This window comes from Streptomyces sp. CG 926, from assembly GCF_003148825.1.
In the GTDB taxonomy this organism is placed as follows: Bacteria; Actinomycetota; Actinomycetes; order Streptomycetales; family Streptomycetaceae; genus Streptomyces.
Genome location: NZ_QGGZ01000012.1, coordinates 50006 through 70417, shown reverse-complemented (window position 1 = coordinate 70417; position 20412 = coordinate 50006). Strand labels below are relative to the sequence as shown.

General features: G+C 69.7%; 18 protein-coding genes and 1 tRNA gene. 4 read left to right on the top strand and 15 right to left on the bottom strand.

Features of this window, described 5'->3' with window-relative positions; genetic code table 11:
- Positions 1 to 2 precede the first annotated feature (2 nt).
- Complete coding sequence (locus BCL76_RS29225; protein WP_109782379.1) at positions 3 to 1358, bottom strand: ABC transporter substrate-binding protein; 1356 nt, start codon at positions 1356 to 1358, stop codon at positions 3 to 5.
- Positions 1359 to 1460: 102 nt separating this feature from the next.
- Between BCL76_RS29225 and BCL76_RS29220 the strand changes: the two genes are divergently transcribed.
- Entirely contained in the window at positions 1461 to 2486 is a 1026-nt protein-coding gene (locus tag BCL76_RS29220) for a LacI family DNA-binding transcriptional regulator (protein WP_109782378.1), read from the top strand.
- A gap of 46 nt (positions 2487 to 2532) precedes the next feature.
- On the opposite strand, the gene BCL76_RS29215 is transcribed toward BCL76_RS29220, so the two are convergent.
- From BCL76_RS29215 to BCL76_RS29200, 4 genes are all read right to left on the bottom strand, one after another.
- Positions 2533 to 2605 (bottom strand) — tRNA-His (locus BCL76_RS29215).
- Positions 2606 to 2701: 96 nt separating this feature from the next.
- The gene (gene orn, locus BCL76_RS29210; protein WP_109782377.1) at positions 2702 to 3304 is read right to left on the bottom strand and encodes an oligoribonuclease; all 603 of its coding nucleotides are present in this window, start codon (positions 3302 to 3304) and stop codon (positions 2702 to 2704) included.
- A 105-nt stretch (positions 3305 to 3409) separates the two neighbouring features.
- Positions 3410 to 4585 (bottom strand): helix-turn-helix domain-containing protein, encoded by a 1176-nt coding sequence (locus BCL76_RS29205; protein WP_109782376.1) that lies wholly within the window; start codon positions 4583 to 4585, stop codon positions 3410 to 3412.
- Positions 4586 to 4961: 376 nt separating this feature from the next.
- A complete protein-coding gene (locus BCL76_RS29200) occupies positions 4962 to 5405 on the bottom strand; it encodes a hypothetical protein (RefSeq protein ID WP_109782375.1) in 444 nt (147 codons plus the stop codon).
- 337 nt (positions 5406 to 5742) lie between these two features.
- On the opposite strand from BCL76_RS29200, the gene BCL76_RS29195 reads away from it, so the two are divergent.
- The gene (locus BCL76_RS29195) at positions 5743 to 6276 is read left to right on the top strand and encodes a universal stress protein (protein ID WP_030716138.1); all 534 of its coding nucleotides are present in this window, start codon (positions 5743 to 5745) and stop codon (positions 6274 to 6276) included.
- Positions 6277 to 6310: 34 nt separating this feature from the next.
- On the opposite strand, the gene BCL76_RS29190 is transcribed toward BCL76_RS29195, so the two are convergent.
- Entirely contained in the window at positions 6311 to 7543 is a 1233-nt protein-coding gene (locus BCL76_RS29190; protein WP_109782374.1) for an RNA-guided endonuclease InsQ/TnpB family protein, read from the bottom strand.
- Between the two features lie 198 nt (positions 7544 to 7741).
- On the opposite strand from BCL76_RS29190, the gene BCL76_RS29185 reads away from it, so the two are divergent.
- Positions 7742 to 8311 carry an acetate uptake transporter gene (locus BCL76_RS29185; RefSeq protein ID WP_030756944.1) on the top strand — a complete coding sequence of 190 codons (570 nt, stop codon included), beginning with the start codon at positions 7742 to 7744 and terminating at the stop codon, positions 8309 to 8311.
- Positions 8312 to 8400: 89 nt separating this feature from the next.
- Here BCL76_RS29185 and glmS read toward each other — a convergent pair whose 3' ends face one another.
- Positions 8401 to 10218, bottom strand: a complete 1818-nt coding sequence (gene glmS, locus BCL76_RS29180) for a glutamine--fructose-6-phosphate transaminase (isomerizing) (RefSeq protein WP_030756947.1) — start codon at positions 10216 to 10218, stop codon at positions 8401 to 8403.
- Positions 10219 to 10283: 65 nt separating this feature from the next.
- Positions 10284 to 10559 (bottom strand): hypothetical protein, encoded by a 276-nt coding sequence (locus BCL76_RS29175; RefSeq protein WP_030716129.1) that lies wholly within the window; start codon positions 10557 to 10559, stop codon positions 10284 to 10286.
- A gap of 172 nt (positions 10560 to 10731) precedes the next feature.
- On the opposite strand from BCL76_RS29175, the gene BCL76_RS29170 reads away from it, so the two are divergent.
- Positions 10732 to 12324: a beta-N-acetylhexosaminidase gene (locus tag BCL76_RS29170; protein WP_181382779.1), complete on the top strand. Its 1593-nt coding sequence runs from the start codon at positions 10732 to 10734 to the stop codon at positions 12322 to 12324.
- A 22-nt stretch (positions 12325 to 12346) separates the two neighbouring features.
- Here BCL76_RS29170 and BCL76_RS29165 read toward each other — a convergent pair whose 3' ends face one another.
- The 7 genes from BCL76_RS29165 to BCL76_RS29135 all read right to left on the bottom strand — a co-directional run bounded on the left by BCL76_RS29165 (position 12347) and on the right by BCL76_RS29135 (position 20330).
- Positions 12347 to 12895, bottom strand: a complete 549-nt coding sequence (locus BCL76_RS29165) for a hypothetical protein (protein WP_109782372.1) — start codon at positions 12893 to 12895, stop codon at positions 12347 to 12349.
- 167 nt (positions 12896 to 13062) lie between these two features.
- Positions 13063 to 14844 (bottom strand): IucA/IucC family protein, encoded by a 1782-nt coding sequence (locus BCL76_RS29160; RefSeq protein ID WP_109782371.1) that lies wholly within the window; start codon positions 14842 to 14844, stop codon positions 13063 to 13065.
- Positions 14841 to 15425 (bottom strand): GNAT family N-acetyltransferase, encoded by a 585-nt coding sequence (locus tag BCL76_RS29155; RefSeq protein WP_109782370.1) that lies wholly within the window; start codon positions 15423 to 15425, stop codon positions 14841 to 14843. Before BCL76_RS29155 ends, BCL76_RS29160 begins: the two co-directional genes overlap by 4 nt.
- Entirely contained in the window at positions 15425 to 16723 is a 1299-nt protein-coding gene (locus BCL76_RS29150) for a lysine N(6)-hydroxylase/L-ornithine N(5)-oxygenase family protein (RefSeq protein WP_109782369.1), read from the bottom strand. The genes BCL76_RS29155 and BCL76_RS29150 overlap by 1 nt, the downstream gene beginning before the upstream one ends.
- Positions 16707 to 18200: a pyridoxal phosphate-dependent decarboxylase family protein gene (locus BCL76_RS29145; RefSeq protein ID WP_109782368.1), complete on the bottom strand. Its 1494-nt coding sequence runs from the start codon at positions 18198 to 18200 to the stop codon at positions 16707 to 16709. Before BCL76_RS29145 ends, BCL76_RS29150 begins: the two co-directional genes overlap by 17 nt.
- 149 nt (positions 18201 to 18349) lie before the next feature.
- A complete protein-coding gene (locus BCL76_RS29140) occupies positions 18350 to 19249 on the bottom strand; it encodes a siderophore-interacting protein (protein ID WP_109782367.1) in 900 nt (299 codons plus the stop codon).
- A gap of 43 nt (positions 19250 to 19292) precedes the next feature.
- Complete coding sequence (locus tag BCL76_RS29135; RefSeq protein WP_109782366.1) at positions 19293 to 20330, bottom strand: ABC transporter substrate-binding protein; 1038 nt, start codon at positions 20328 to 20330, stop codon at positions 19293 to 19295.
- Positions 20331 to 20412 lie beyond the last annotated feature (82 nt).

Sequence of the window (20412 nt, the reverse complement as noted above, 5' to 3'; positions counted from 1 at the left end):
CCTCACTGGTCCAAGGCGTTGTCGATCGCCTTCACCGCGGCCTCCCAGCCCTCCTGCGGGCTGCGCCCCTTCTGGTCGACCTGGAGCATCCCGATGTCCGCCAGGTTCTGCGCGATCACCAGGTCCTTCGGGCCGACCGCGGCCACCGGCACGCCCTCGGCCGCCTTCGCGAAGATCTCGCCGATCGGGGCGCCGCCGAAGTACGCGTGCTGCGCGCCCGACACGGTCGGCAGCTTGTATGCGGCGCTCGCGCTCGGGAAACTGCCCCGCTTCTCGAAGAGCTTCGCCTGCTGCGCCGGAGCCGTCAGCCAGGCCGCCAGCTTCGCGGCCTCCTGGGCCTGCTTGCCCGCCTTCGGCACCACCAGGAAGGACCCGCCCCAGTTGCTGGGCTTCGGCGCCTGCGCCACGTCCCACTTGTCCTTGCCCGCCGGGCCCGCCTTGTCCTGGATGTAGCCGAGCATCCAGGCCGGGCAGGAGAGGGTGGCGAAGTTGCCGTTGGAGAAGCCCTGGTCCCAGGCCGGGGTGAACTGCTGGAGCTTGGCGCTCAGGCCGTCGGTGGCGAAGGATGCCGCCAGGTCGAAGGCCCCGCGCACCGCCGGGTTGGTCTTGTAGACGACCTTGCCCTGGTCGTCGTAGAACCGCTGGGCGCTGCTGCCGGTCACCGCCGCCATCACGCCGGACGCCGAGTCCACGAAGGCCTTGCCCTCGCCGGCCTTGGCCTTGTAGGTCCGGCCCGCCTCCAGGTACTTGTTCCAGTCGCCCGCCCACAGCGCCCCGACCGCCGTCCGGTCGGTGGGCAGCCCGGCCGCCTCGAAGAGGTCCTTGCGGTAGCAGATGCCCTGCGGGCCGATGTCCGTACCGAGGGCGACCGTGGCCCCGCCCTTGGCGGCGGGCGCCGTGCCCTGGGCCCACTTCCACGGCAGGTACGCGGCCTTGTCCACGCCGGGGGCCTTCGCCAGGTCCACCAGCTTGTCGGCCTGGGTGGCGGTGATCTCGGCGATGTTGTTGACCTCGACGGCCTGGATGTCGGCGAGCCCGCTGCCGGTGCCCAGGTGGGTGAGGAGCTGCGGGTAGTAGTTCTCGTTCCGCTCGATGGAGGTCTGCTCGATGCGGATCCCGGGATTCTGCGCCATGTACTCGTCGTAGAGCCCGGCCTCCTTGAGGCCGAAGGCTCCGAAGACGCCGACGGTGAGGGTGGTACGGGCGCCGCCGCCGGACGTGCCGGAGGTCGGGGCGCCCTTGCCGGTGTCCTCCTCGGGGTCCTGGGCGCACCCCGCGAGCAGCAGGGCGGCCGCCCCGAGCGCGGTGACGGTCGTGAGAAGGGTTCTTCGGGCTCGGGCTCGGGTTCGGACGCTCATGGGCTTCCTCCCTGAAGGACGGAACGTGCCAGGTGTCGTGTGACACAGTGTGGGAGCGCTCCCACAGTCGTCAAGAGGTAGATTCACAACCGGGAGGAAGCCATGAACGGGCACGGGCGCAGTGGGGGACGACCGACCCTGGAGGAGGTCGCGGCGCGCGCCGGAGTCGGGCGCGGCACGGTCTCCCGGGTGATCAACGGATCCTCCAAGGTCAGCGAGCACACCAGGGTCGCCGTCGAGGCGGCCGTGGCCGAGCTGGGATACGTACCGAACCGCGCCGCGCGGGCCCTCGCGGCCAACCGGACGGACGCCATCGCCCTGGTGATCCCCGAACCCGAGGCCCGCTTCTTCGCCGAGCCCTACTTCTCCGAAGTGGTCCGCGGGGTCGGCGCCGAGCTCGCCGACACCGAGGTCCAGCTCGTCCTCACCCTGGCGGGCAGCGACCGCGAGCGCCGCCGACTCGCCCAGTACCTGTCCGGGCACCGCGTCGACGGGGTGCTGCTCGTCTCGGTCCACGCCGGGGACCCGCTGCCGGAGCTGCTGGCCGAGCTGGGCATCCCGACGGTGATCAGCGGGCGCCGTTCCGCCGCCGAGACCCTGCCCTGCGTGGACTCCGACAACCTGGCGGGCGCGGCCGAGGCGGTACGCCACCTCCTCGACCGGGGTCGGAGCACGATCGCCACGATCACCGGCCCGCTGGACGTGTACGGGGCCCAGTGCCGCCTCGACGGCTACCGGCAGGCTCTGGCGTCCGCCGGGCGTCCGCTCGACGAGCTGTTGATCGCGGTCGGCGACTTCACCGAGGAGGGCGGCCGGCGGGCCATGCGCGAGCTGCTGGAGCGCCACCCCGGGCTCGACGCGGTCTTCGCCGCCTCGGACGTCATGGCGGCGGGCGCCCGGCGGGAGCTGCGCGCGGCCGGCCGCCGGATTCCGCGGGACGTGGCGCTGGTCGGCTTCGACGACTCGGTGGTGGCCCGCCACATGGACCCGCCGCTGACCAGCGTCCGGCAGCCGATCGAGGAGATGGGCCGGACCATGACGCGGATGCTGCTGGGCAGGATCGCGGGGGAGGCGGGCGAGGCGGCCGCCGTCCTGCCGAACCGTCTGGTGGTCCGGGAGTCGTCCTAGGAATACGGAAGGCCCCGATCGCTTCGCGATCGGGGCCTTCCCGCAGGGTGAGTGACGGGACTTGAACCCGCGGCCACCTGGACCACAACCAGGTGCTCTACCAACTGAGCTACACCCACCATGTCCGGTCGGAAAACCGACCGGCCGAAGAAAAGGGTACAGGGTCCGGGAGGGTGCTCGCTCCCCCCTTTCCCGCGCCCCCTCCCCGGGAGGTGCTACGCGCCCGGCGCGGCGTGCTTGGCGGCGATACCGCGGGCCGTGTCCGAGTCGGGCCCGGGCTGGGGTACGAAGACCGCCTCCCGGTAGTAGCGCAGCTCGGTGATGGAGTCCTTGATGTCCGCCAGCGCCCGGTGGTTGCCGTTCTTCGGCGGGCTGTTGAAGTACGCCCGGGGGTACCAGCGGCGCGCCAGCTCCTTGACCGAGGACACGTCCACGATCCGGTAGTGCAGGTAGCTCTCCAGCGCGGCCATGTCGCGCAGCAGGAAGCCACGGTCGGTGCCGACCGAGTTTCCGCAGAGCGGCGCCTTACGGGGTTCCTTCACGTGCTCCCGCACGTAGGCCAGGACCTGGGCCTCGGCATCCGCGAGGGTGGTCCCGCCGGCCAGCTCGTCGAGCAGGCCGGAGGCGGTGTGCATCTCGCGGACCACGTCGGGCATGGTCTCCAGGGCGGCGTCCGGCGGGCGGATCACGATGTCCACGCCTTCGCCGAGCACGTTGAGCTCCGAGTCGGTGACCAGTGCGGCCACCTCGATAAGTGCGTCGTCCGTCAACGAGAGCCCGGTCATCTCGCAGTCGATCCACACCATGCGATCGTTCATGTGTCCCACCTTATGCGGTCCCCCGGGGCGCGGACCGCATATGCGGAAGGTCCCCCATCGGCGGTGGCCGATGGAGGACCCTCGTGCGTCGTACTCAGCCTGCGGTCAGGCGTGTTCCCGCATGACCCGGCCCGGGGCGTAGAGCTCCGTCACCGTGGGACCCGACGCGGCCAGTGCCGCCGCCGCCCGGTGGGGCTGCGGAGTGCGCTGGTGCGGAACCGGCCCGCTGGAGATCTCCGAGACCTGTGCCACGTCCGCCTGCGGGCGGCGTGCCCGGTAGGCCGAGCGGTAGGCGGCCGGGGAGGACCCCAGCTGGCGCCGGAAGTGACCCCGCAGGGCGACCGGCGAGCGGAACCCGCAGCGTCCGGCGACCTCGTCGACCGAGTAGTCGGAGGTCTCCAGCAGCCGCTGTGCCTGGAGCACCCGCTGGGTGATCAGCCACTGGAGCGGGGCGCTGCCGGTGAGCGAACGGAACCGCCGGTCGAAGGTGCGCCTGCTCATGTAGGCGCGGGCGGCCAGCGTCTCCACGTCGAACTGCTCGTGGAGGTGTTCCAGTGCCCAGGCGACGACCTCGGCCAGCGGGTCGGCGCCGATCTCCTCCGGCAGCGACCGGTCGAGATAGCGTTCCTGGCCGCCGGTCCGGCGCGGCGGCACGACGAGCCTGCGGGCCAGGGCCCCGGCCGCCTCGCTGCCGTGGTCCGTGCGCACGATGTGCAGGCACAGGTCGATTCCGGCCGCCGTGCCGGCGGACGTGAGCACGTCGCCGTCGTCGACGAAGAGTTCGCGCGGATCGACATGGACGGACGGGTACCGCTTGGCCAGCGTCGGCGCGTACATCCAGTGCGTCGTCGCGGGCCGGCCGTCCAGCAGACCGGCGGCGGCGAGCACGAAGGCTCCCGTGCACAGTCCGACGATCCGGGCCCCCTCCTCGTGCGCCAGACGCAGTGCGTCGAGCGCCTCGGGCGGCGGCGGTGAAGTGATGGAGCGCCAGGCGGGAACGACGACCGTTCCTGCCCGGGCGATCGCCTCCAACCCGTACGGCGCGGTCAGTTCGAGTCCGCCGGTGGTCCTGAGCGGACCGTCCTCACCGGCGCACACGAGCAATCGATAGCGTGGAACTCCCGCGTCCTGCCGGTCAATGCCGAACACGGAAAGTGGAATGGAGCTCTCGAAGATCGGTCCGCCGCTGAAGAGCAGCACCGCGACGATCTCCCTGCGGCGACGCCCCGCGAGCTTCCGGCCGGCGTCTGCTGTGACGACGGCGGTGGAATCCTGGCTCATGGCGCTAAGCCCCCCTTGGGTGTCGCGACTCCTTGGTCTGGTCGCACCTGCACGTTTCCCCTCGGCCTTGCACGTGGATCCCCCGCCGTAAATACATGATCGAATCTACTGCGTCCCGTGGTGTCGGCGTGACAAGTTCAGCACGCAGCGCTATGTCGACTTCTCAACTTGGCGAAAAGCATTCGATCAGTAAGCGTTCCACTCCGCTACCCGAACGGGAAGCGTGGTCCCCGGCCATGGCCAGTACCCGTAGGGCCATCGTGGCCCCCGAGGTCTGTCGTCGCTGGTGGTGAGGGGGACGGTGGGACATTCCGGCAAGGAGGGCACCCTGCCGGGAAGTTGGCTGAAAACATGCGTGTGTGGGTGTGCGAATGAGTCAGTCCTGCGGGGAGAGGGGGCCGGAGCCCCGGCAACCGCGGCGGCTGCCGGTTCCGGTGCGCGAGTGCCGGCCGCGGTGGCCGGGCGGAAGGGGCTCCTCCGCCCGCACCCGGGCCATGGCCCGCTCATTCTTCTCCGAGTGGCGCAGCAGGACCCGACACGCGGCCGTGACGGCGAGCAGGCCGAGGGTGGCGACGGCGGCTCCGCCGTAGGAGGTTCCGTAGACGACGAGGACCACGGGGACGAGCAGGCAGCTGAAGGCCGCCCAGCGCACGACGTCACCCGCGGGGTCGTCGTGGGGGTGCCCGGCGGAACGCACGGACGGGTGAAGGGCGGAGCGGGCGGACGGCGTGAAGTGCGAGGCGGGGTCGGCGTTCTGGAGGGACCGGACGGGCTGCGTCGGCTGAGCTGGCTGGACGGGGTGAACCGGATGACCGGGCACGGCGTACTCCCTGCGGGCTCTTACCTGAAGGCTCTTACCTGAAGGTCGGACGCATGTCCCAACGCCCGGCGGCGGGGCTCGGTCACTGCGCCAACGGGTGGCGATGACCGTTCTCGTCACTGGCTGTAGGGGGCAGTGGTCATTGCCAAGGCGCGCTCGCTCCGGCATGCTCCCTGGGACGCTCTCCAAGGGCGGCATGCCCTGTGCAGGACAGGAGTGTCGCCGTACCCTGGTGGGTATGGGCTTGGGAAGATGCTTCCCGGACAGAGCTCCGTCACACTGCGTCGCCGATTTCGCCCCTGTTGCTTCCTCCAAGGACCTCTTCGCCGAGACACCCATGGCCGGTCACGAATTCTCCGAACCCGCGGACCGCAAGCGCAAACGCGTCGTCGACCCCTCGTCGGCCGCCGATCTGCGCGCGGTGGAACAGACACGCGTGCACTGCGATCCGGCCTTCCGGCACGGCGTCGTTGTGGGATTCGACGGATCCACTTCCAGTGAGCGCGCGCTCGCCTATGCGATCGGCATGGCACGTCGCTCGGGATCCGGTCTGATCATCGTCCATGTCGCCAACCGACTGCCCACCACGGTGTGGGCCGGCTGCGAGCCGCCCGTCTTCGTCGACGTGCCGGACCATCGCACCGAGGTGCTCGGGCTGGAGCTCGCCTGCGCGGACTATCTGTCCGAAGTGCCGTGGATCCTGGTCGAGCGCGGTGGTGACATCTGCCATGAGCTGGAGGAGGTCGGCCGGGAGTATTCGGCCGACGCCATCGTGGTCGGCTCCACGCACGGCATCGTGGGCCGGATCTTCGGATCGGTCGCGGGCCGACTGGCCAAGCGCGCACAGCGACCCGTCGTTGTCATTCCTTGACTGCTCTCCTCCCTGACGGAAGGAGATTCCTGGCTCACGCAGCCTCCCGAGGCGGCGCCTCGGGAGGTCTTCCACGATCAGTACCAACCGGGGTCAGACCTGCCCGGACGAGCATCACGCGCGCGGAATTCTTGTCCCGAGGGGAAACAGCTCCGCACGCGGTGCAGGTGTATGTGCGCTCTCCCAGCGGCAGTGTGTGCTTGGCTCTCGCTCCGCACTGCGCGCAGTCCATCGTGGTGTGCGCGGGGTGTACCAAGTGCACGACGCGGCCGTGCTTGCGACTCATTTCGATCAGGGCTTGTTTGGTGGCGCCGATGGCGGCGTCAGCTGCCTTCCTGGCCATGGTGGTCTTCGCGAGGAACTTCGGCCGGAAATTCTCCACCGCAAGGGCGTCGTGGTCGCGCACCACCGACTTTGCCCACTTGCGGGCCGTGTCCTGCCGCTGCCGGACGACCTTCTTGTACAGCTTGGCGCGCTGTCTCTTCACCCTGCGGTGGCCCCTTGACGCGGCCCGCCCCTTCCCGGGTTTCCGGCGGGCCATCATCCGGTCGTACCGGGTCAGCTTCGCGGCGGCCCTTCTGCCGTGCTCGGCGTGCGGCAGATCGTGGGTGTCGCTGGTGGTGGTCGCGGTCTCGCGCACGCCCCAGTCGATACCGATCACCCGCCCGGTAGCAGGCAGTGACTCGGCTTGGACCCGGACGACGAATGAGCAGTACCAGTGTCCGAGGCTGTCCTGATAGACGCGCACGCCGGACGGGTCGGCGGGCAGCTTGCGCGACCACACCACTGTCAGGATGATGCCCCCGGCCAGGTGCAGAGTGCCGTTCTTCAGGCGGAAGCCACGCTTTGTGTAGTTCAGCGACGGGGTGGCCTCACGCTTCTTCTTGTACTTTGGCATCCCGGCCCGACGCGCCATGGGCAGGCGGTCCTGGATGTCTTTCTGCGCCTTGGCCCTGGACCTGCCGAAGTCGCGTATCAGCTGTTGCTGCGGGACCGAGGCGCCTTCTCTCAGCCAGGCGTTCGCCTTCCGGGTCGCGGTCAGCATTCTGTCGAGTTGCGCGGGACCGCAGGTGCGCTTGTCCGTGCCATCGGGCCTGGTCTTGTTCCAGACGTGGACTTGCATGGACTTGGCCACGCACTCGTTCCAGATCCACCGGATCCGGTCCCACTCGCCCAGTAGAGACGCATGGGCAGTGGATGACACACGAAGCCTGAAGGTGTACCGGGCGGCGTGCCCGGCATCTTCGGCCGTTCGTGGTGTCGTCATGGCGCGACCGTAAGGCCGTGTCCGTCGCAGGGCGTCCGGAGTGGGTGACGTTCCCTCGAACGAGTGGCCGATCTCATCGCTCAACGTTGTCGTTCTGTGACCGTTTGTTAAGTCGCTTGTGCGGTTGTGCCCCCGTGTAAAGGGTAGATAAATGCTGCTGGGACGCAGCAAACAACTGCAGATCGAAGGGAGCCCGCCGTGGACAATGGTGTCTCTGCGGGAAGCACGGCCTCGACTTCGACCCTCGGGCACATCGCCCTGGGGCTCACCCTTCTCGCATTCGGTATCGGCCACACCGGTGTCATCGACGGCGTGTCCGCTGCCAGCTCCGTGTCACTCGCGACGTACGTCGGCGGTCTGGCCCTGTTCGTCCTCGGAGTCCTCGAATTCCGCGGCGGCAACGGCTTCAACGGCACGGCGTTCGCGGGCCTCGGAGCCTTCTGGTTCACCTGGGCCGCGGGAGCCGACGGAAAGGTTTCGGCGGACGCCGCCGGAACGTTCCTCGTCCTGTTCGCCCTCCTCGGCGTCACCCTCACGGTGGGCGCGGCGAGCGGACTCTTCGGGCAGGGCGTGTACGGCCTGTTCACCCTCTCCCTGCTGCTCCTGGCGATAGGCGCCTTCGCCGACAACAGCATGCTGGCCAAGGTGGCCGGCTGGGTGGCCGCGGTCGGCGGGCTCCTGGCCTGGTACGGGGCCACCGCCGCCCTCGCCCATTGGCCGCTGGCCTTCGGCAAGTCGTCGAGCCGAGGCGCGGTCGCCACGGGCTGACGGACACGGCACGGCACTGCACGGCACGGCAGGTGCACGCGTACGGCCCCCGGGAGATCCCGGGGGCCGTACGCATGCGCGGGGTGCTTCTACTCGACGGTGACCGACTTCGCCAGGTTGCGCGGCTTGTCGATGTCCCGGCCCATGGCCAGGGCGGTGTGGTACGCCAGCAGCTGGAGCGGGATGCCCATCAGGATCGGGTCCAGCTCGTCCTCGTTCTTCGGGACCACGATGGTGTGGTCCGCCTTCTCCTGCTCGCGGTGGGCGACCGCGAGGATCCGGCCGCTGCGGGCCTTGATCTCCTCCAGCGCCGCGCGGTTCTTCTCCAGCAGGTCGTCGTCGGGGACGATCGCGACCGTCGGCAGCGACGGCTCGATCAGCGCCAGCGGACCGTGCTTGAGCTCGGAGGCCGGGTAGGCCTCGGCGTGGATGTAGGAGATCTCCTTCAGCTTGAGGGAGGCCTCCAGGGCCACCGGGTAGCCGCGCACCCGGCCGATGAACATCATCGACTTGGCCTCGGCGTACTCGGCCGCCAGCTTCTTGATGTCCTCCTCGCCTTCGAGGATCTCCTGGATCTGCGCGGGCAGCTTGCGCAGGCCCTCGATGATCCGCTTGCCGTCGGTGACCGAGAGGTCCCGGATGCGGCCCAGGTGCACGGCGAGCAGCGCGAAGGCCACGACCGTGTTGGTGAAGCACTTGGTGGAGACGACGCAGACCTCGGGGCCGGCGTGCACGTACACGCCGCCGTCGGCCTCGCGGGCGATGGCGGAGCCGACCACGTTGACCACGCCGAGGACGCGGGCGCCCTTGCGCTTGAGCTCCTGCACGGCCGCGAGCACGTCGTAGGTCTCACCGGACTGCGAGACCGCGATGTAGAGGGTGTCGGGGTCCACGACCGGGTTGCGGTAGCGGAACTCGGAGGCCGGCTCGGCGTCCGCGGGGATGCGGGCCATGCCCTCGATGAGGCCGGCGCCGATCATGCCCGCGTGGTACGAGGTGCCGCAGCCCAGGATCTTGACGCGGCGGATGCCGCGCGCCTCGCGCGGGTCCAGGTTCAGGCCGCCCAGGTGCACGGTGGAGAAGCGGTCGTCGATCCGGCCGCGCAGCACGCGGTCGACCGCGTCGGGCTGCTCGGAGATCTCCTTGTGCATGTAGGTGTCGTGGCCGCCCATGTCGTACGAGGCGGCCTCCCACTCCACGGTCTCCGGGGTGGCGTTGGTCGTCGTGCCGGAGGTCGTGTAGGTGCGGAAGTCGTCGGCCTTGATGGTGGCCATCTCGCCGTCGCCGAGGGTGACGACCTGGCGGGTGTGGGCGACCAGCGCGGCGACGTCCGAGGCGACGAACATCTCCTTCTCGCCGATGCCGAGCACCACGGGGGAGCCGTTGCGGGCGACGACGATGCGGTCGGGGAAGTCGGCGTGCATGACGGCGATGCCGTAGGTGCCGTCGATGACCTTGACCGCCTCGCGGACCTTCTCCTCCAGGGAGTCGGCCTCGGAGCGGGCGATCAGGTGGACGATGACCTCGGTGTCGGTCTCCGAGACGAAGACGACGCCCTCGGCCTCCAGCTTGGCGCGCAGCTCGGAGCAGTTGTCGACGATGCCGTTGTGGACGACGGCGACCTTGTTCTCCGGGTCCAGGTGCGGGTGCGAGTTGATGTCGCTGGGGGCGCCGTGCGTGGCCCAGCGGGTGTGGGCGATGCCGGTGGTGCCGGCGAAGCGCTTGGGGACGCGGGACTCCAGCTCGCGGACGCGACCCTTGGCCTTGACGACCTTCAGGGCCGGGGCCTTCGGGGTGTTGACCACGATGCCCGCGGAGTCGTATCCGCGGTACTCCAGCCGCTGCAGGCCTTCCAGCAGCAGCGGTGCCACGTCACGCTTGCCGATGTAACCGACGATTCCACACATACGGTTCTGCCCCTCCTGAAGTTCGGTTCTGTACTCGTCCGGTACCGCGTGCGGCGGCGGCCGGCTCAGCCGTAGACGATGCGGCGCAGTTGCCGGAGCGAGAGCTCCGGCGGCGCCACGGCGCGGTGCGGCAGCTCGGCCGCGATCCGCTCGAAGATCTCCGCGTTCACCGCTCCGCCGGACTGCAGTTCCCGGTGGCGGCGGCGGACGAACTCCTCGGTCGTCTCGTCGAAGTAGGCGAGTACGTCCAGTACCACCCGGACCGCCTCACCGCGCTGCAGCGCGGTGCTGCGCACCAGGTGGTCGACGAGGTCGTCATGCGACGGGCGGCGATCGAGCACTCGTAGATATTGGCGTCTCGCCGCGACGAACGCAAAGATCCTGCCCGATTCCGGGCAGGATCTCGCTGGTCTGGACCAGTGGGGTGCTTGCTGCGACCTCCTTCGGATGATTTCCGCCCGTCCCGGATCCACCCACCGGACGCGGCGGCCCGCTTGGCCTATACCTGTGGGCATGAGAGTCCTGCGACGCACGCTCGGCACCCTCCTCGCCCTCGCCGCGGCCCCGGCCCTGATGACCGCCTGCTCCTCAGCCCGCGGTGAGGACGCCAGACCCGGGGACGACCCGCCGGTGGCCCTCGCCCCCTACGAACGGCTGCTGCCGGCGCCCCTCTCCGCGCGCGCCGAAGGCCCCGGCTACACCTTCGGCGCGGGCACCGTCATCCGTACCGGCCGCGGCACGGGCGAGGAGGTCCGCCGGGTGGGCGAGCTCCTCGCCGAGCAGCTGCGCGGCGCCGGCGGGCTCCCGCTGCCGGTGGTCGACGGGGCGCAGGGTGACGGGATCCGGCTTCGGATCGACGAGGCGGCGCAAGAGGTGGGGGACGAGGGGTACCGGCTGGAGTCCGGCCCGACCGGGGTCACCCTCACCGCGCGGACACCGGCCGGGCTCTTCCACGCGGGACAGACGCTGCGCCAGCTGGTGCCGGTGACGGGCCCCGGCACGGTGCCGGGCGGGACGGTCACCGACCGGCCGCGCTTCGCGTACCGGGGGGCGATGGTCGACATCGCGCGCCACCACTTCTCGGTGGAGCAGGTGAAGAGGTACGTGGACCAGCTCGTCCAGTACAAGGTCAACACCCTGCACCTGCACCTGACCGACGACCAGGGGTGGCGCCTGACGATCGACTCCTGGCCGCGGCTGGCGGAGTACGGGGGCGGCAGCGAGGTCGGCGGCGGGCCCGGCGGCCACTGGACGAAGGACGAGTACCGGGAGCTGGTGGCCTACGCGGGAGCGCGCTACGTGGACGTGGTCCCCGAGATCGACATGCCGGGGCACGTGAACGCGGCGCTCGCCTCCTACGCCGAGCTGAACTGCGACGGGAAGGCCCCGGAGCGGTACACCGGCGTCAAGGTGGGCTTCAGCTCGCTGTGCGTGGCCGAGGAGCGGACGTACGAGTTCATCGACGACGTGCTCGGTGAGCTGGCGGAGCTGACCCCGGGCCGCTATCTGCACATCGGCGGCGACGAGGCGCACGCGACACCGGCGGCGGACTACGCGGCCTTCATGGACCGGGCCCAGGAGGTGGTGGGGCGCTACGGCAAGACGGTCGTGGCCTGGCACCAGCTGGCGACGGCCCGCCCCGCGCCGGGCGCGGTGCTCCAGTACTGGGGCCACGACAAGACCACGGCCGCGGACAAGGCGGCCGTGGTGGCGGCGGCGAAGGCGGGACACCCGGTGATCCTGTCGCCGGCCGACCGGCTGTACCTGGACATGAAGTACGACGCGGCGACGAAGCCGGGCCTGGCCTGGGCGGGGTACGTCCCGGTGCGGCGCGCCTACTCCTGGGACCCGGGGGCGTACCTGGCCGGGGTCCCGGAGTCGGCGGTGCTGGGGGTGGAGGCCCCGCTGTGGACGGAGAACGTCTCGACGCGGGCGGAGTGGGAGCAGATGGCCTTCCCGCGGGTGCTGGGTCTGGCCGAACTGGGCTGGTCGCCGGCGGCCGCGCTGGACTGGACCTCCTACAGCCGTCGGCTGGCCGCGCAGGCGCCCCGGCTGGACGCGCAGGGCATCGGCTTCTTCCGGGCGCCGGACGTCCCCTGGCAGTGACCGGTGGGGGAGTGGGACGGGGTCAGGACCAGCAGGAGGTCGTGGCCCCGTCGGCCTCCGAGCCCACCGTTATCTCGAATCCGGCCCCCGTGGCGAACTCCGCGGCGGCCTCGGGACCGTAGAACTCGGTGACGAAGTGGGCGGGCGGGAAGGCGAGGGTGAGCATCTTGGCCTGCCCGTCCTCGCCCTTCGTGAAGCACGATTCCCTCGTGTCCTGACGGGACGTCGGGTCGGGCACGAACCGCCAGCCGTCGGCCTCGGCGGCCTTGCGGTAGTGGTCGAGGACCTCTTGGCGGGTGCCGGGGTAGACGTAGGTGCGTCCGGCGGACAGCCAGGCGTCGCCGCTGTCGTCCGCGCACTCGGCGTAGTTGCCGTCGAAGGTGCGGGGGGCGCTCGCGCCGGGCGGCGGCGAGGTGAGCAGGGGCAGCGACTCCAGCTCCTTCATCCGCGCCTCGGTCCCCTCACAGGTCTTGAACGGCGTCAAGAGGGAACAGCCGGACAGGCCTCCGGCCACCAGCACGGCCGACAGGAGCAGGGCGGCCGCACGACCAGGGCGGATCCGGAACGGCATACGGGCTCCCCGACGGACTCGGGCCGCGCACCGCGGCCACGGGAGCGGACACACGAAAGCGTGACCGCGAAGAGGGCCATTGTGCTTCGCGATCACGCCGTCGAGATCTCGGGGTGGGGAGAGGGAGGCATCGAGGGACCGTATCGATGCCTCCCCCGCCCCGTGTGTCACCGCCGGGCGAAGGCCGCGACGGGGTTCTGGAGGTTGCCGATCAGCTGGAGGGCCGCCGCCGGGTCGGCGAGGTCGACCATCTGCTTGTTGTTGCGCAGCTGGAGGCGGTTCAGGCAGGACAGCTGGAACTCCTGCGCGAACAGGTCGTACCGCTCGAAGCGCTCCGCGAGCTGCGGCATCGACTCCTGGTAGTCGTGGCCGCAGTCCGCGACCGCCTGCCAGAAGGTGTCCTCCTCGCAGATGCCCTCGTCCGCGAGGATCGCGCCGAGGAAGCGGAAGAAGCAGTCGAAGACATCGGTGAAGATCGACAGGAGCTTCATGTCCTCGGGTATGTCCGCCCGGACCCGCTCGACCGCGGGCGGCAGCACCGCGTCCGCGTCCATGATGACGATCTCCTCGGCGATGTCCTTGAAGATCGCCCGCTTCACCAGACCGCCCTCGATGACGAGGATGGTGTTCTCGCCGTGCGGCATGTACGCGAGGTCGTACTGGTAGAAGCAGTGCAGCAGCGGCACGAGGTAGGCGCGCAGGTAGTGGCGCAGCCACTCGGCCGGCGTCAGGCCCGACTCCGCGATCAGCGCGCCGACGAAGGACTTGCCCTCGGCGTCCACGTGCAGGAGCGAGGCCATCGTGGCGAGGCGCTCGTCGCCCTCGATCCGGTTGACGGGCGACTCGCGCCACAGCGCGGCCAGCATCTTGCGGTACGGGGAGTACCGGTCGGTGGCGCGCTCGTACTGGCGGTGGTGGTAGCCGATCGCCGCGCGCTCGCGGATGATCGAGAAGTCCACCGACTTCAGGGTCTCGTCGCCCTCGATCAGCTGGTGCAGCCAGTCGTTGATGGCCGGGGTGGCCTCCATGTACGCGGCCGACAGGCCTCGCATGAAGCCCATGTTCAGGACCGAGATGGCGGTCTTGACGTAGTGCTTGTGCGGCGCGCTCCGGTTGAAGAACGTGCGGATCGACTGCTGCGCGAGGTACTCGTCCGGGCCCTCGCCCAGCAGCACCAGGCGCTGGTTCGCGATCTCGGCCGCGAACGTGATCGAGGTCTTGTTCCACCACTGCCAGGGGTGCACGGGGAAGAGGTGGAAGTCGGCCAGGTCCAGGCCCAGCGCGGTCATCCGCCCGGCGAAGACGCCGATGGTCTCCTCGCCGAGCTCCTCGCGCATGAAGGAGTCGTGGTCCAGGCCGGCGCCCGCCGTGAAGGTGGAGACGTCCTTGCGGGCGGCGACCCACACCAGGTGGACGGGGCTGGCGGTCTCCGGGGCGTACGAGAGGTACTCGTGCACGCCGAAGCCGAGCCGGCCGTTGTTCGCGACGAAGCAGGGGTGGCCCTCGGTCATGCCCGTCTCGATGTCCTGGAAGGAGGACTTCGCGAGGACCTCGGAGGAGACCTGCGGCTTCGTGTACTTGTAGCCGGTGCCGGCCAGCGTGGAGGAGATCTCCTCCAGGTAGACGGGCAGCACCTCGGGGCTCAGGCCCAGGGCCTCGCGCAGCTCGATGTGGAAGTCGAGGGCGTCCAGTTCCAGCTCGGCGCCGTCCCGGTGACGGGTGATCGAGGCCTCGTCGACCGACCAGTGGTCGAGGGCGTGCAGGACGGCCTTGAAGCGGTACTCCACGGCTCCGTCGTCGCTGCGGACCGAGTACCAGGAGTCACCGAGGGACTCGGGGGCCAGCAGGCGCTCGTGGGAGAACTCGGCGAGCCCCTTGCGGACCAGGGCGCGGTTGGCGCGGGCCCACAGCTCGGGGGTCAGGTGCGCGACGGCGTCGGCGAGGCTCATATGGATACCCCCTGGGCGGCCGTGGCGGCCTCGAACTGCGCGCGGGTGCAGAAGCTCAGCAGGGCTTCCTTCTCCGGCTTGGTGACCTGACGCTCCGCCGTGAAGCCGACCGCCTCGTTGAGGGCGTGCACGGCGGTGTTGGCGACGTCCGGCTCGACGACGACGCGCTCGGTGGCCGGGTCGTCGAAGATCGCGGCCATCACCGTGGTGATGACGGCGCGGGTGAAGCCGTGCAGCGGGGTGTCGCTCGGGGCGACGAGGAAGTGCATGCCGACATCGCCGGGCCGGGCGTCGTAGAGGCCGACCAGCTCCAGCTGGGACGGGTCGTAGGTCTCCATGAGGAAGGCGGGGCGGCCCTCGTGCAGGCCGATGAAGGCCTGGTGGTGCTCGTGGGCGGCGATCCTCATGTACTCGCGCTCGACGTCCGGCAGGGAGGCGTCCTGCATCATCCAGAACGAGGCCTTCGGGTGGGTGACCCAGCCGTGGAGCAGCTCCGCGTCGGCGAAGGGGTCCAGGGGGCGCACGGCGAAGGAACCGAGTTCTTTGTCGGTGCGGGAGAAGAGGAGTTCGGTGGTGCTCATCAGAGGGTGCCTTCCGGGGCGGCGAACTGCTGGAACGCGATGGACTTCTCGACCTTGTAGTGCTCGCGGCCGAGGAGCTCACCGACGATGTACGCGTTCCGGTACGCCGCCATGCCCAGGTCGGGCGAGGTGAGGGAGTGGTTGTGGGTGGTGCCGTTCTGCAGGTAGACCCCGCGGCCCGTGGTGTCGATGCTGTAGTTGCGGGCGGCGTCGAGACGGCCGCGCCCGTCGAAGTTCAGGCGGTCGCGCACCGGGTTCAGGAACTCCGGGAAGGTGTACTTGTAGCCGGTGGCCAGCACCAGGCCCTCGGAGGTGAGGGAGAAGTCCCGCTCCTGCTCCTCCTGGCGCAGCCCCAGCGTGTACGTGCCCGTGGTGGTGTCGTACGCGGTGCTGTTCAGGGAGGTGTTGGTCAGCAGGCTGGTCGGGACCGCGCCCGGCATGCTGATCTTCTTCTGGTAGAGCAGGTCGAAGATGGCGTTGATCAGGTCGCCGTCGATGCCCTTGAAGAGGTTCTTCTGCTGGGTCTCCAGCCGGTACCGGGTGTCCTCGGGGAGCGCGTGGAAGTAGTCCACGTACTCGGGGGAGGTCATCTCCAGGGTCAGCTTCGTGTACTCCAGCGGGAAGAACCGCGGGGAGCGCGTCACCCAGTTGAGCTGGTAGCCGTGGACGTCGATCTCGGCGAGGAGGTCGTAGTAGATCTCGGCCGCGCTCTGGCCGGAGCCGATGAGGGTGATCGACTTCTTCTTCTGCAGTTCCGCCTTGTTCTGCATGTAGGCGGAGTTGTGCACGAAGTCGCCGCCGAGGCCCTCGCAGGACTCGGGGACGTGCGGCGGGGTGCCGGTGCCCAGGACCAGGCGGGGGGCCCGGTGGGTCTCGCCCTTGTCGGTGTGGACCTCGTACAGGCCGGTCTGCTCGTCGTAGGTGACCTCGGTGACGGAGGTGGACCAGCGGACGTTGTCGAGGCGGTCGGCGGCCCAGCGGCAGTAGTCGTTGTACTCGGCCCGCAGCGGGTAGAAGTTCTCCCGGATGTAGAAGGAGTACAGCCGGTCCTTGTCCTTCAGGTAGTTCAGGAAGGAGAAGGGCGAGGTCGGGTCGGCGAGCGTGACCAGGTCCGACATGAAGGGCGTCTGCAGGTGGGCGCCGTCCAGGAACATGCCGGCGTGCCACTCGAAGTGCGGCTTCGACTCGATGAACAGACCGTCGATCTCGTCGAGCGGGGCGGTCAGGCAGGCGAGTCCGAGGTTGAACGGACCGACGCCGATGCCGATGAAGTCGTGGGTCTCAGCGGTGGAGGGCAAGGGATTCTCCCAGGAACTGCTCGGCATGTGCGGCGAGAAGGTCGAGGACGGCAGTGATGTCGGCCGTCGTGGTCTGCGGGTTGAGGAGGGTGAACTTCAGGTACTGCTTCCCGTCCACCTTGGTGCCGGCCACGACGGCCTCGCCGGAGGCGAACAGGGCCTTGCGGGCGTGCAGGTTGGCCTCGTCGACGAGGTCGGCGCGGATGTCGCCGCCCTCGGGGACGTAGCGGAAGACGAGGGTGGAGATCTGCGGCTTGACGACGACCTCGAAGCGCGGGTCGGCGTCGATGATGTCCCAGCCGGCCGCGGCCAGGTCGATGACCTCGTCGAAGAGCGAGCCGATGCCGTCGGCGCCCATGACGCGCAGGGTCACCCAGAGCTTGAGCGCGTCGAACCGGCGCGTGGTCTGGATGGACTTGTCGACCTGGTTGGGGATGCGCTCCTCGGCCATGCGGCGCGGGTTGAGGTAGTCCGCGTGGTACGTGGCGTGCTTGAGGGTGTCGCGGTCGCGGACCAGCATGGCGCTGGAGCTGACCGGCTGGAAGAACGACTTGTGGTAGTCGACGGTGACCGAGTCGGCGCGCTCGATGCCGTCGAGGAGGTGCCGGCGGGTCGGGGAGGCCAGCAGCCCGCAGCCGTAGGCGGCGTCCACGTGCATCCACGCGGAGTGCTCGTCGGCCAGGCGGGCGATCTCGGGGAGCGGGTCGATGGACCCGAAGTCGGTGGTGCCGGCGGTGGCGACGACGGCCATCGGGAAGAGGCCCTCGGAGGCGCATTCCTCCAGCTCCAGGGCGAGCACCGCGGTGTCCATCCGGCGGTTGCGGTCGACCGGGACGCTGATGACGGCCTCGTAGCCCAGTCCGAGCATCGCGGCCGACTTCTGCACGCTGAAGTGGCTGGCCTCGGAGGTGAAGATGCGCAGCTTCGGCAGGAGTTCGGCCTTGGTGAGCTCGCGTCCCTCGTCGAGTGCCTTCTTCATGACGAGGCGGCAGGCCTCGTCACGGGCGAGGAGCAGCGCGTGGAAGTTGGACTGGCTGCCGCCGGAGGTGAAGATGCCGTCCGCGGCCGGGCCGAGTCCGATGCGCTCGGTGGTCCAGTCGATGAGGCGGCGCTCGATGAGCGTGCCGCCGATGGACTGGTCCCAGGTGTCGAGCGAGGAGTTGACGGCCGAGAGGATCGCCTCGCCGAGCACGGCGGGGATGACGACCGGGCAGTTGAGGTGGCCGAGGTAGCGCGGGTGGTGGAAGTACACCGCGTCGCGCAGGTAGACGTCCTCCAGCTCGTCCAGGACGGCGGCCGCGTCGGCGAGCGGCTTGTCCAGGTCGATCCCGTTGATGACCGGGGCGAGTTCGTCGACGGATATACCGGTGTGGGGTCGCTCCGTCGTCGCGAGTTTGGCGGCGACGCGCTCGACGCCCTCGGTGACGGAGCGCCGGTAGAGGTCCGCGGTCGTCTCGTTCAGCAGATGCGAGCGCATCAACTTTCCTCCGGGCAGGGGGTGGAGAAGGGGTGTGTGTGGCGTGCGTTGATTAGGTTAGCCTAACCTTAGTCTTTCGCCAAATGCGGACAGGCCCTGGCTGAAAAGCCAGGGCCTGCGACAAATGCTCTATGGGGTAAGGGAACTGACTACAACTCGGACGTGGGGTCCTCGCTGGGAGCCTTGCCCGCGTACGCCTCGGCGAGGAGCTGTTCCTCGCTCGCGCCGAGCCGCCAGTAGCCGGTGAAACGCACGGCGCGACGGTCGACGGATCGTTCCTGCACGAAGTGCCGGCGCACCGCGCGAATCGTGCCCGCCTCGCCCGCCAGCCAGACGTACGGGGCTTCGGCCGCGCCCGGGTCGGCCGAGCGCAGCGCGCTCAGCACCTGCTCCGTCCGCTCCCGGCCGTGGCTCTCACGCACGATCCAGGTGATGTCCGCGTCGGCGGGCGCCCGGAGGTCGAGCCGGTCCTCCTCGTGCGGGACCTCGAACCAGGCCCGGACCCGGGTCTCGGCGGGCAGCCGGTCCAGGATCGCGGCCGCGGCCGGCAGCGCGGTCTCGTCCGCGTACATCCAGATCGCGTCGGTGTCGGCCGACGGCTGGAAGCGCACGGACTTGTTCTCCGCGACGGCCGGTCCGATCGCCAGGATCCGACGGCCGGTCACCGCCCGCCCCGCCCAACGGGACGCGGGGCTCGTGTCCCCGTGGAGGACGAAGTCGATGTCGACCTCGTCAGCGCCCTCGGGCGTACGGCGCTGCTCGCGCACCGTGTAGGAGCGCATCACCGGCCGCTCCTCGTCCGACATCCCGCGCCAGGCGGCGAACCAGGTGTCCTCGTCCGTGGACGGGAGCACCGTGTGCTCCTGGTCCGCGGCGGGCAGGAACAGCGACAGGCTCTGGTCGAAGCCGCCCGAGCGGAAGCCCGCGAGGGACTCCCCGCCGAACGTGACCCGCAGGAACGAGCGGCCCAGACGGCGCGTGCGGAGCACTTCGAGCTCGAAGAACCGGAAGTGTGCGACGACCGGGGCGTCGGATGCGGTGGCGGTCATGCGGAGAGGTCCCCCCTGGGAGTCGGCCGGAGTGAAAGGCGGGTCAGCCGAGCTTCTTGGCGTTCTGGATGGACTTCGCGAGGTCTTCCAGGATCTTCGCGCACTGGTCGTACGAGAAGATCGGCTCGGTCACGCGGGAGACGACCTGGCCGGCCTTGACGGCGGGCAGCTCGTTCCAGGTGGGCTTGGCCTTCAGCTGCTCCGGCTGCAGGGCGCTGGTGCGGTTGTCGAGGAAGATGACGTCGGCCTTGTACTTGCCGGCGTTCTCCCAGCTGAGGGCCTCGAAGAAGCCGGCCTCGTCCAGCTTGTCGGGGGTGATGAACTCGACGCCGAGCTGCTTGAAGTACTTCAGGTCGGCCGCGGTGTCCGGGGTGGACGCGTAGAACATGGCGTCCGCGCCGGAGCCCACGAGCACCTTGACGCCCGGGTTGGCCTTGGTGGCCTCGCGCAGCTTCGCGGTGGCGGCCTCGAAGCGGGCCTTGGAGTCCACGGTCTTCTTGGAGTTCAGGTCCGCGCCGAGGGACTTGGCCAGGTCCGCGGTGCGCTCCAGCGCCTTGTCGAGGGTGACGTCGCCGCCCACCTTGATCGCGGCGTGCGGGGCGATCGAGAGGATCTTGTCCTTCGAGGCCTCCGGCACGTACCAGTAGGTGCCGTCCCAGCTGTTGGTGACCAGCAGGTCGGGCTGGAGGGCCGCGTACTTCTCGACGTTGAACTGGTCGTAGACGTTGCCGAGGATCTCGACCTTGGAGATGTCCATCGAACCGGCCTGGACGTCGGCCTTGCCGTCGGCGGTCTTGGTCGGACCGAACACGCCCTTGACCGGGATGCCGTAGTCGTAGAGCGCGGCGGCGGTGCCGGTGAAGGCGACGATGTTCTTCGGCTGGGACTTGACGGTCACGTCCTTGCCGAGGTCGTCCTTGAAGGTCCAGGAGCCGGAGGTCGCGGCGCCGTTGTCCTTGCCGCCGTCACCCTTCGCCGAGTCGGTGCCACCGCACGCGGCGAGGACGGCGACGAGACCGAGGGCGCCACCGGCCGCGACGAAGCCGCGACGGGTGAAGGAGGAGGTTCGGGACTTGGGCATGTCGATGTCCGCTTTCGTGCGTGCAGGGATGGCCGCTGGGCCGTTCAGCGAGAAGGTTAGCCTAACCTAAGGACATGTCCAG

Excerpts from the sequence above, each read along its gene's own strand:
- BCL76_RS29225 (WP_109782379.1), bottom strand. The coding sequence starts at position 1,358 with ATGAGCGTCCGAACCCGAGCCCGAGCCCGAAGAACCCTTCTCACGACC.
- BCL76_RS29220 (WP_109782378.1), top strand. The coding sequence starts at position 1,461 with ATGAACGGGCACGGGCGCAGTGGGGGACGACCGACCCTGGAGGAGGTC.
- orn (WP_109782377.1), bottom strand. The coding sequence starts at position 3,304 with ATGAACGATCGCATGGTGTGGATCGACTGCGAGATGACCGGGCTCTCG.
- BCL76_RS29205 (WP_109782376.1), bottom strand. The coding sequence starts at position 4,585 with ATGAGCCAGGATTCCACCGCCGTCGTCACAGCAGACGCCGGCCGGAAG.
- BCL76_RS29195 (WP_030716138.1), top strand. The coding sequence starts at position 5,743 with ATGGCCGGTCACGAATTCTCCGAACCCGCGGACCGCAAGCGCAAACGC.
- BCL76_RS29190 (WP_109782374.1), bottom strand. The coding sequence starts at position 7,543 with ATGACGACACCACGAACGGCCGAAGATGCCGGGCACGCCGCCCGGTAC.
- glmS (WP_030756947.1), bottom strand. The coding sequence starts at position 10,218 with ATGTGTGGAATCGTCGGTTACATCGGCAAGCGTGACGTGGCACCGCTG.
- BCL76_RS29170 (WP_181382779.1), top strand. The coding sequence starts at position 10,732 with ATGAGAGTCCTGCGACGCACGCTCGGCACCCTCCTCGCCCTCGCCGCG.
- BCL76_RS29165 (WP_109782372.1), bottom strand. The coding sequence starts at position 12,895 with ATGCCGTTCCGGATCCGCCCTGGTCGTGCGGCCGCCCTGCTCCTGTCG.
- BCL76_RS29160 (WP_109782371.1), bottom strand. The coding sequence starts at position 14,844 with ATGAGCCTCGCCGACGCCGTCGCGCACCTGACCCCCGAGCTGTGGGCC.
- BCL76_RS29155 (WP_109782370.1), bottom strand. The coding sequence starts at position 15,425 with ATGAGCACCACCGAACTCCTCTTCTCCCGCACCGACAAAGAACTCGGT.
- BCL76_RS29145 (WP_109782368.1), bottom strand. The coding sequence starts at position 18,200 with ATGCGCTCGCATCTGCTGAACGAGACGACCGCGGACCTCTACCGGCGC.
- BCL76_RS29140 (WP_109782367.1), bottom strand. The coding sequence starts at position 19,249 with ATGACCGCCACCGCATCCGACGCCCCGGTCGTCGCACACTTCCGGTTC.
- BCL76_RS29135 (WP_109782366.1), bottom strand. The coding sequence starts at position 20,330 with ATGCCCAAGTCCCGAACCTCCTCCTTCACCCGTCGCGGCTTCGTCGCG.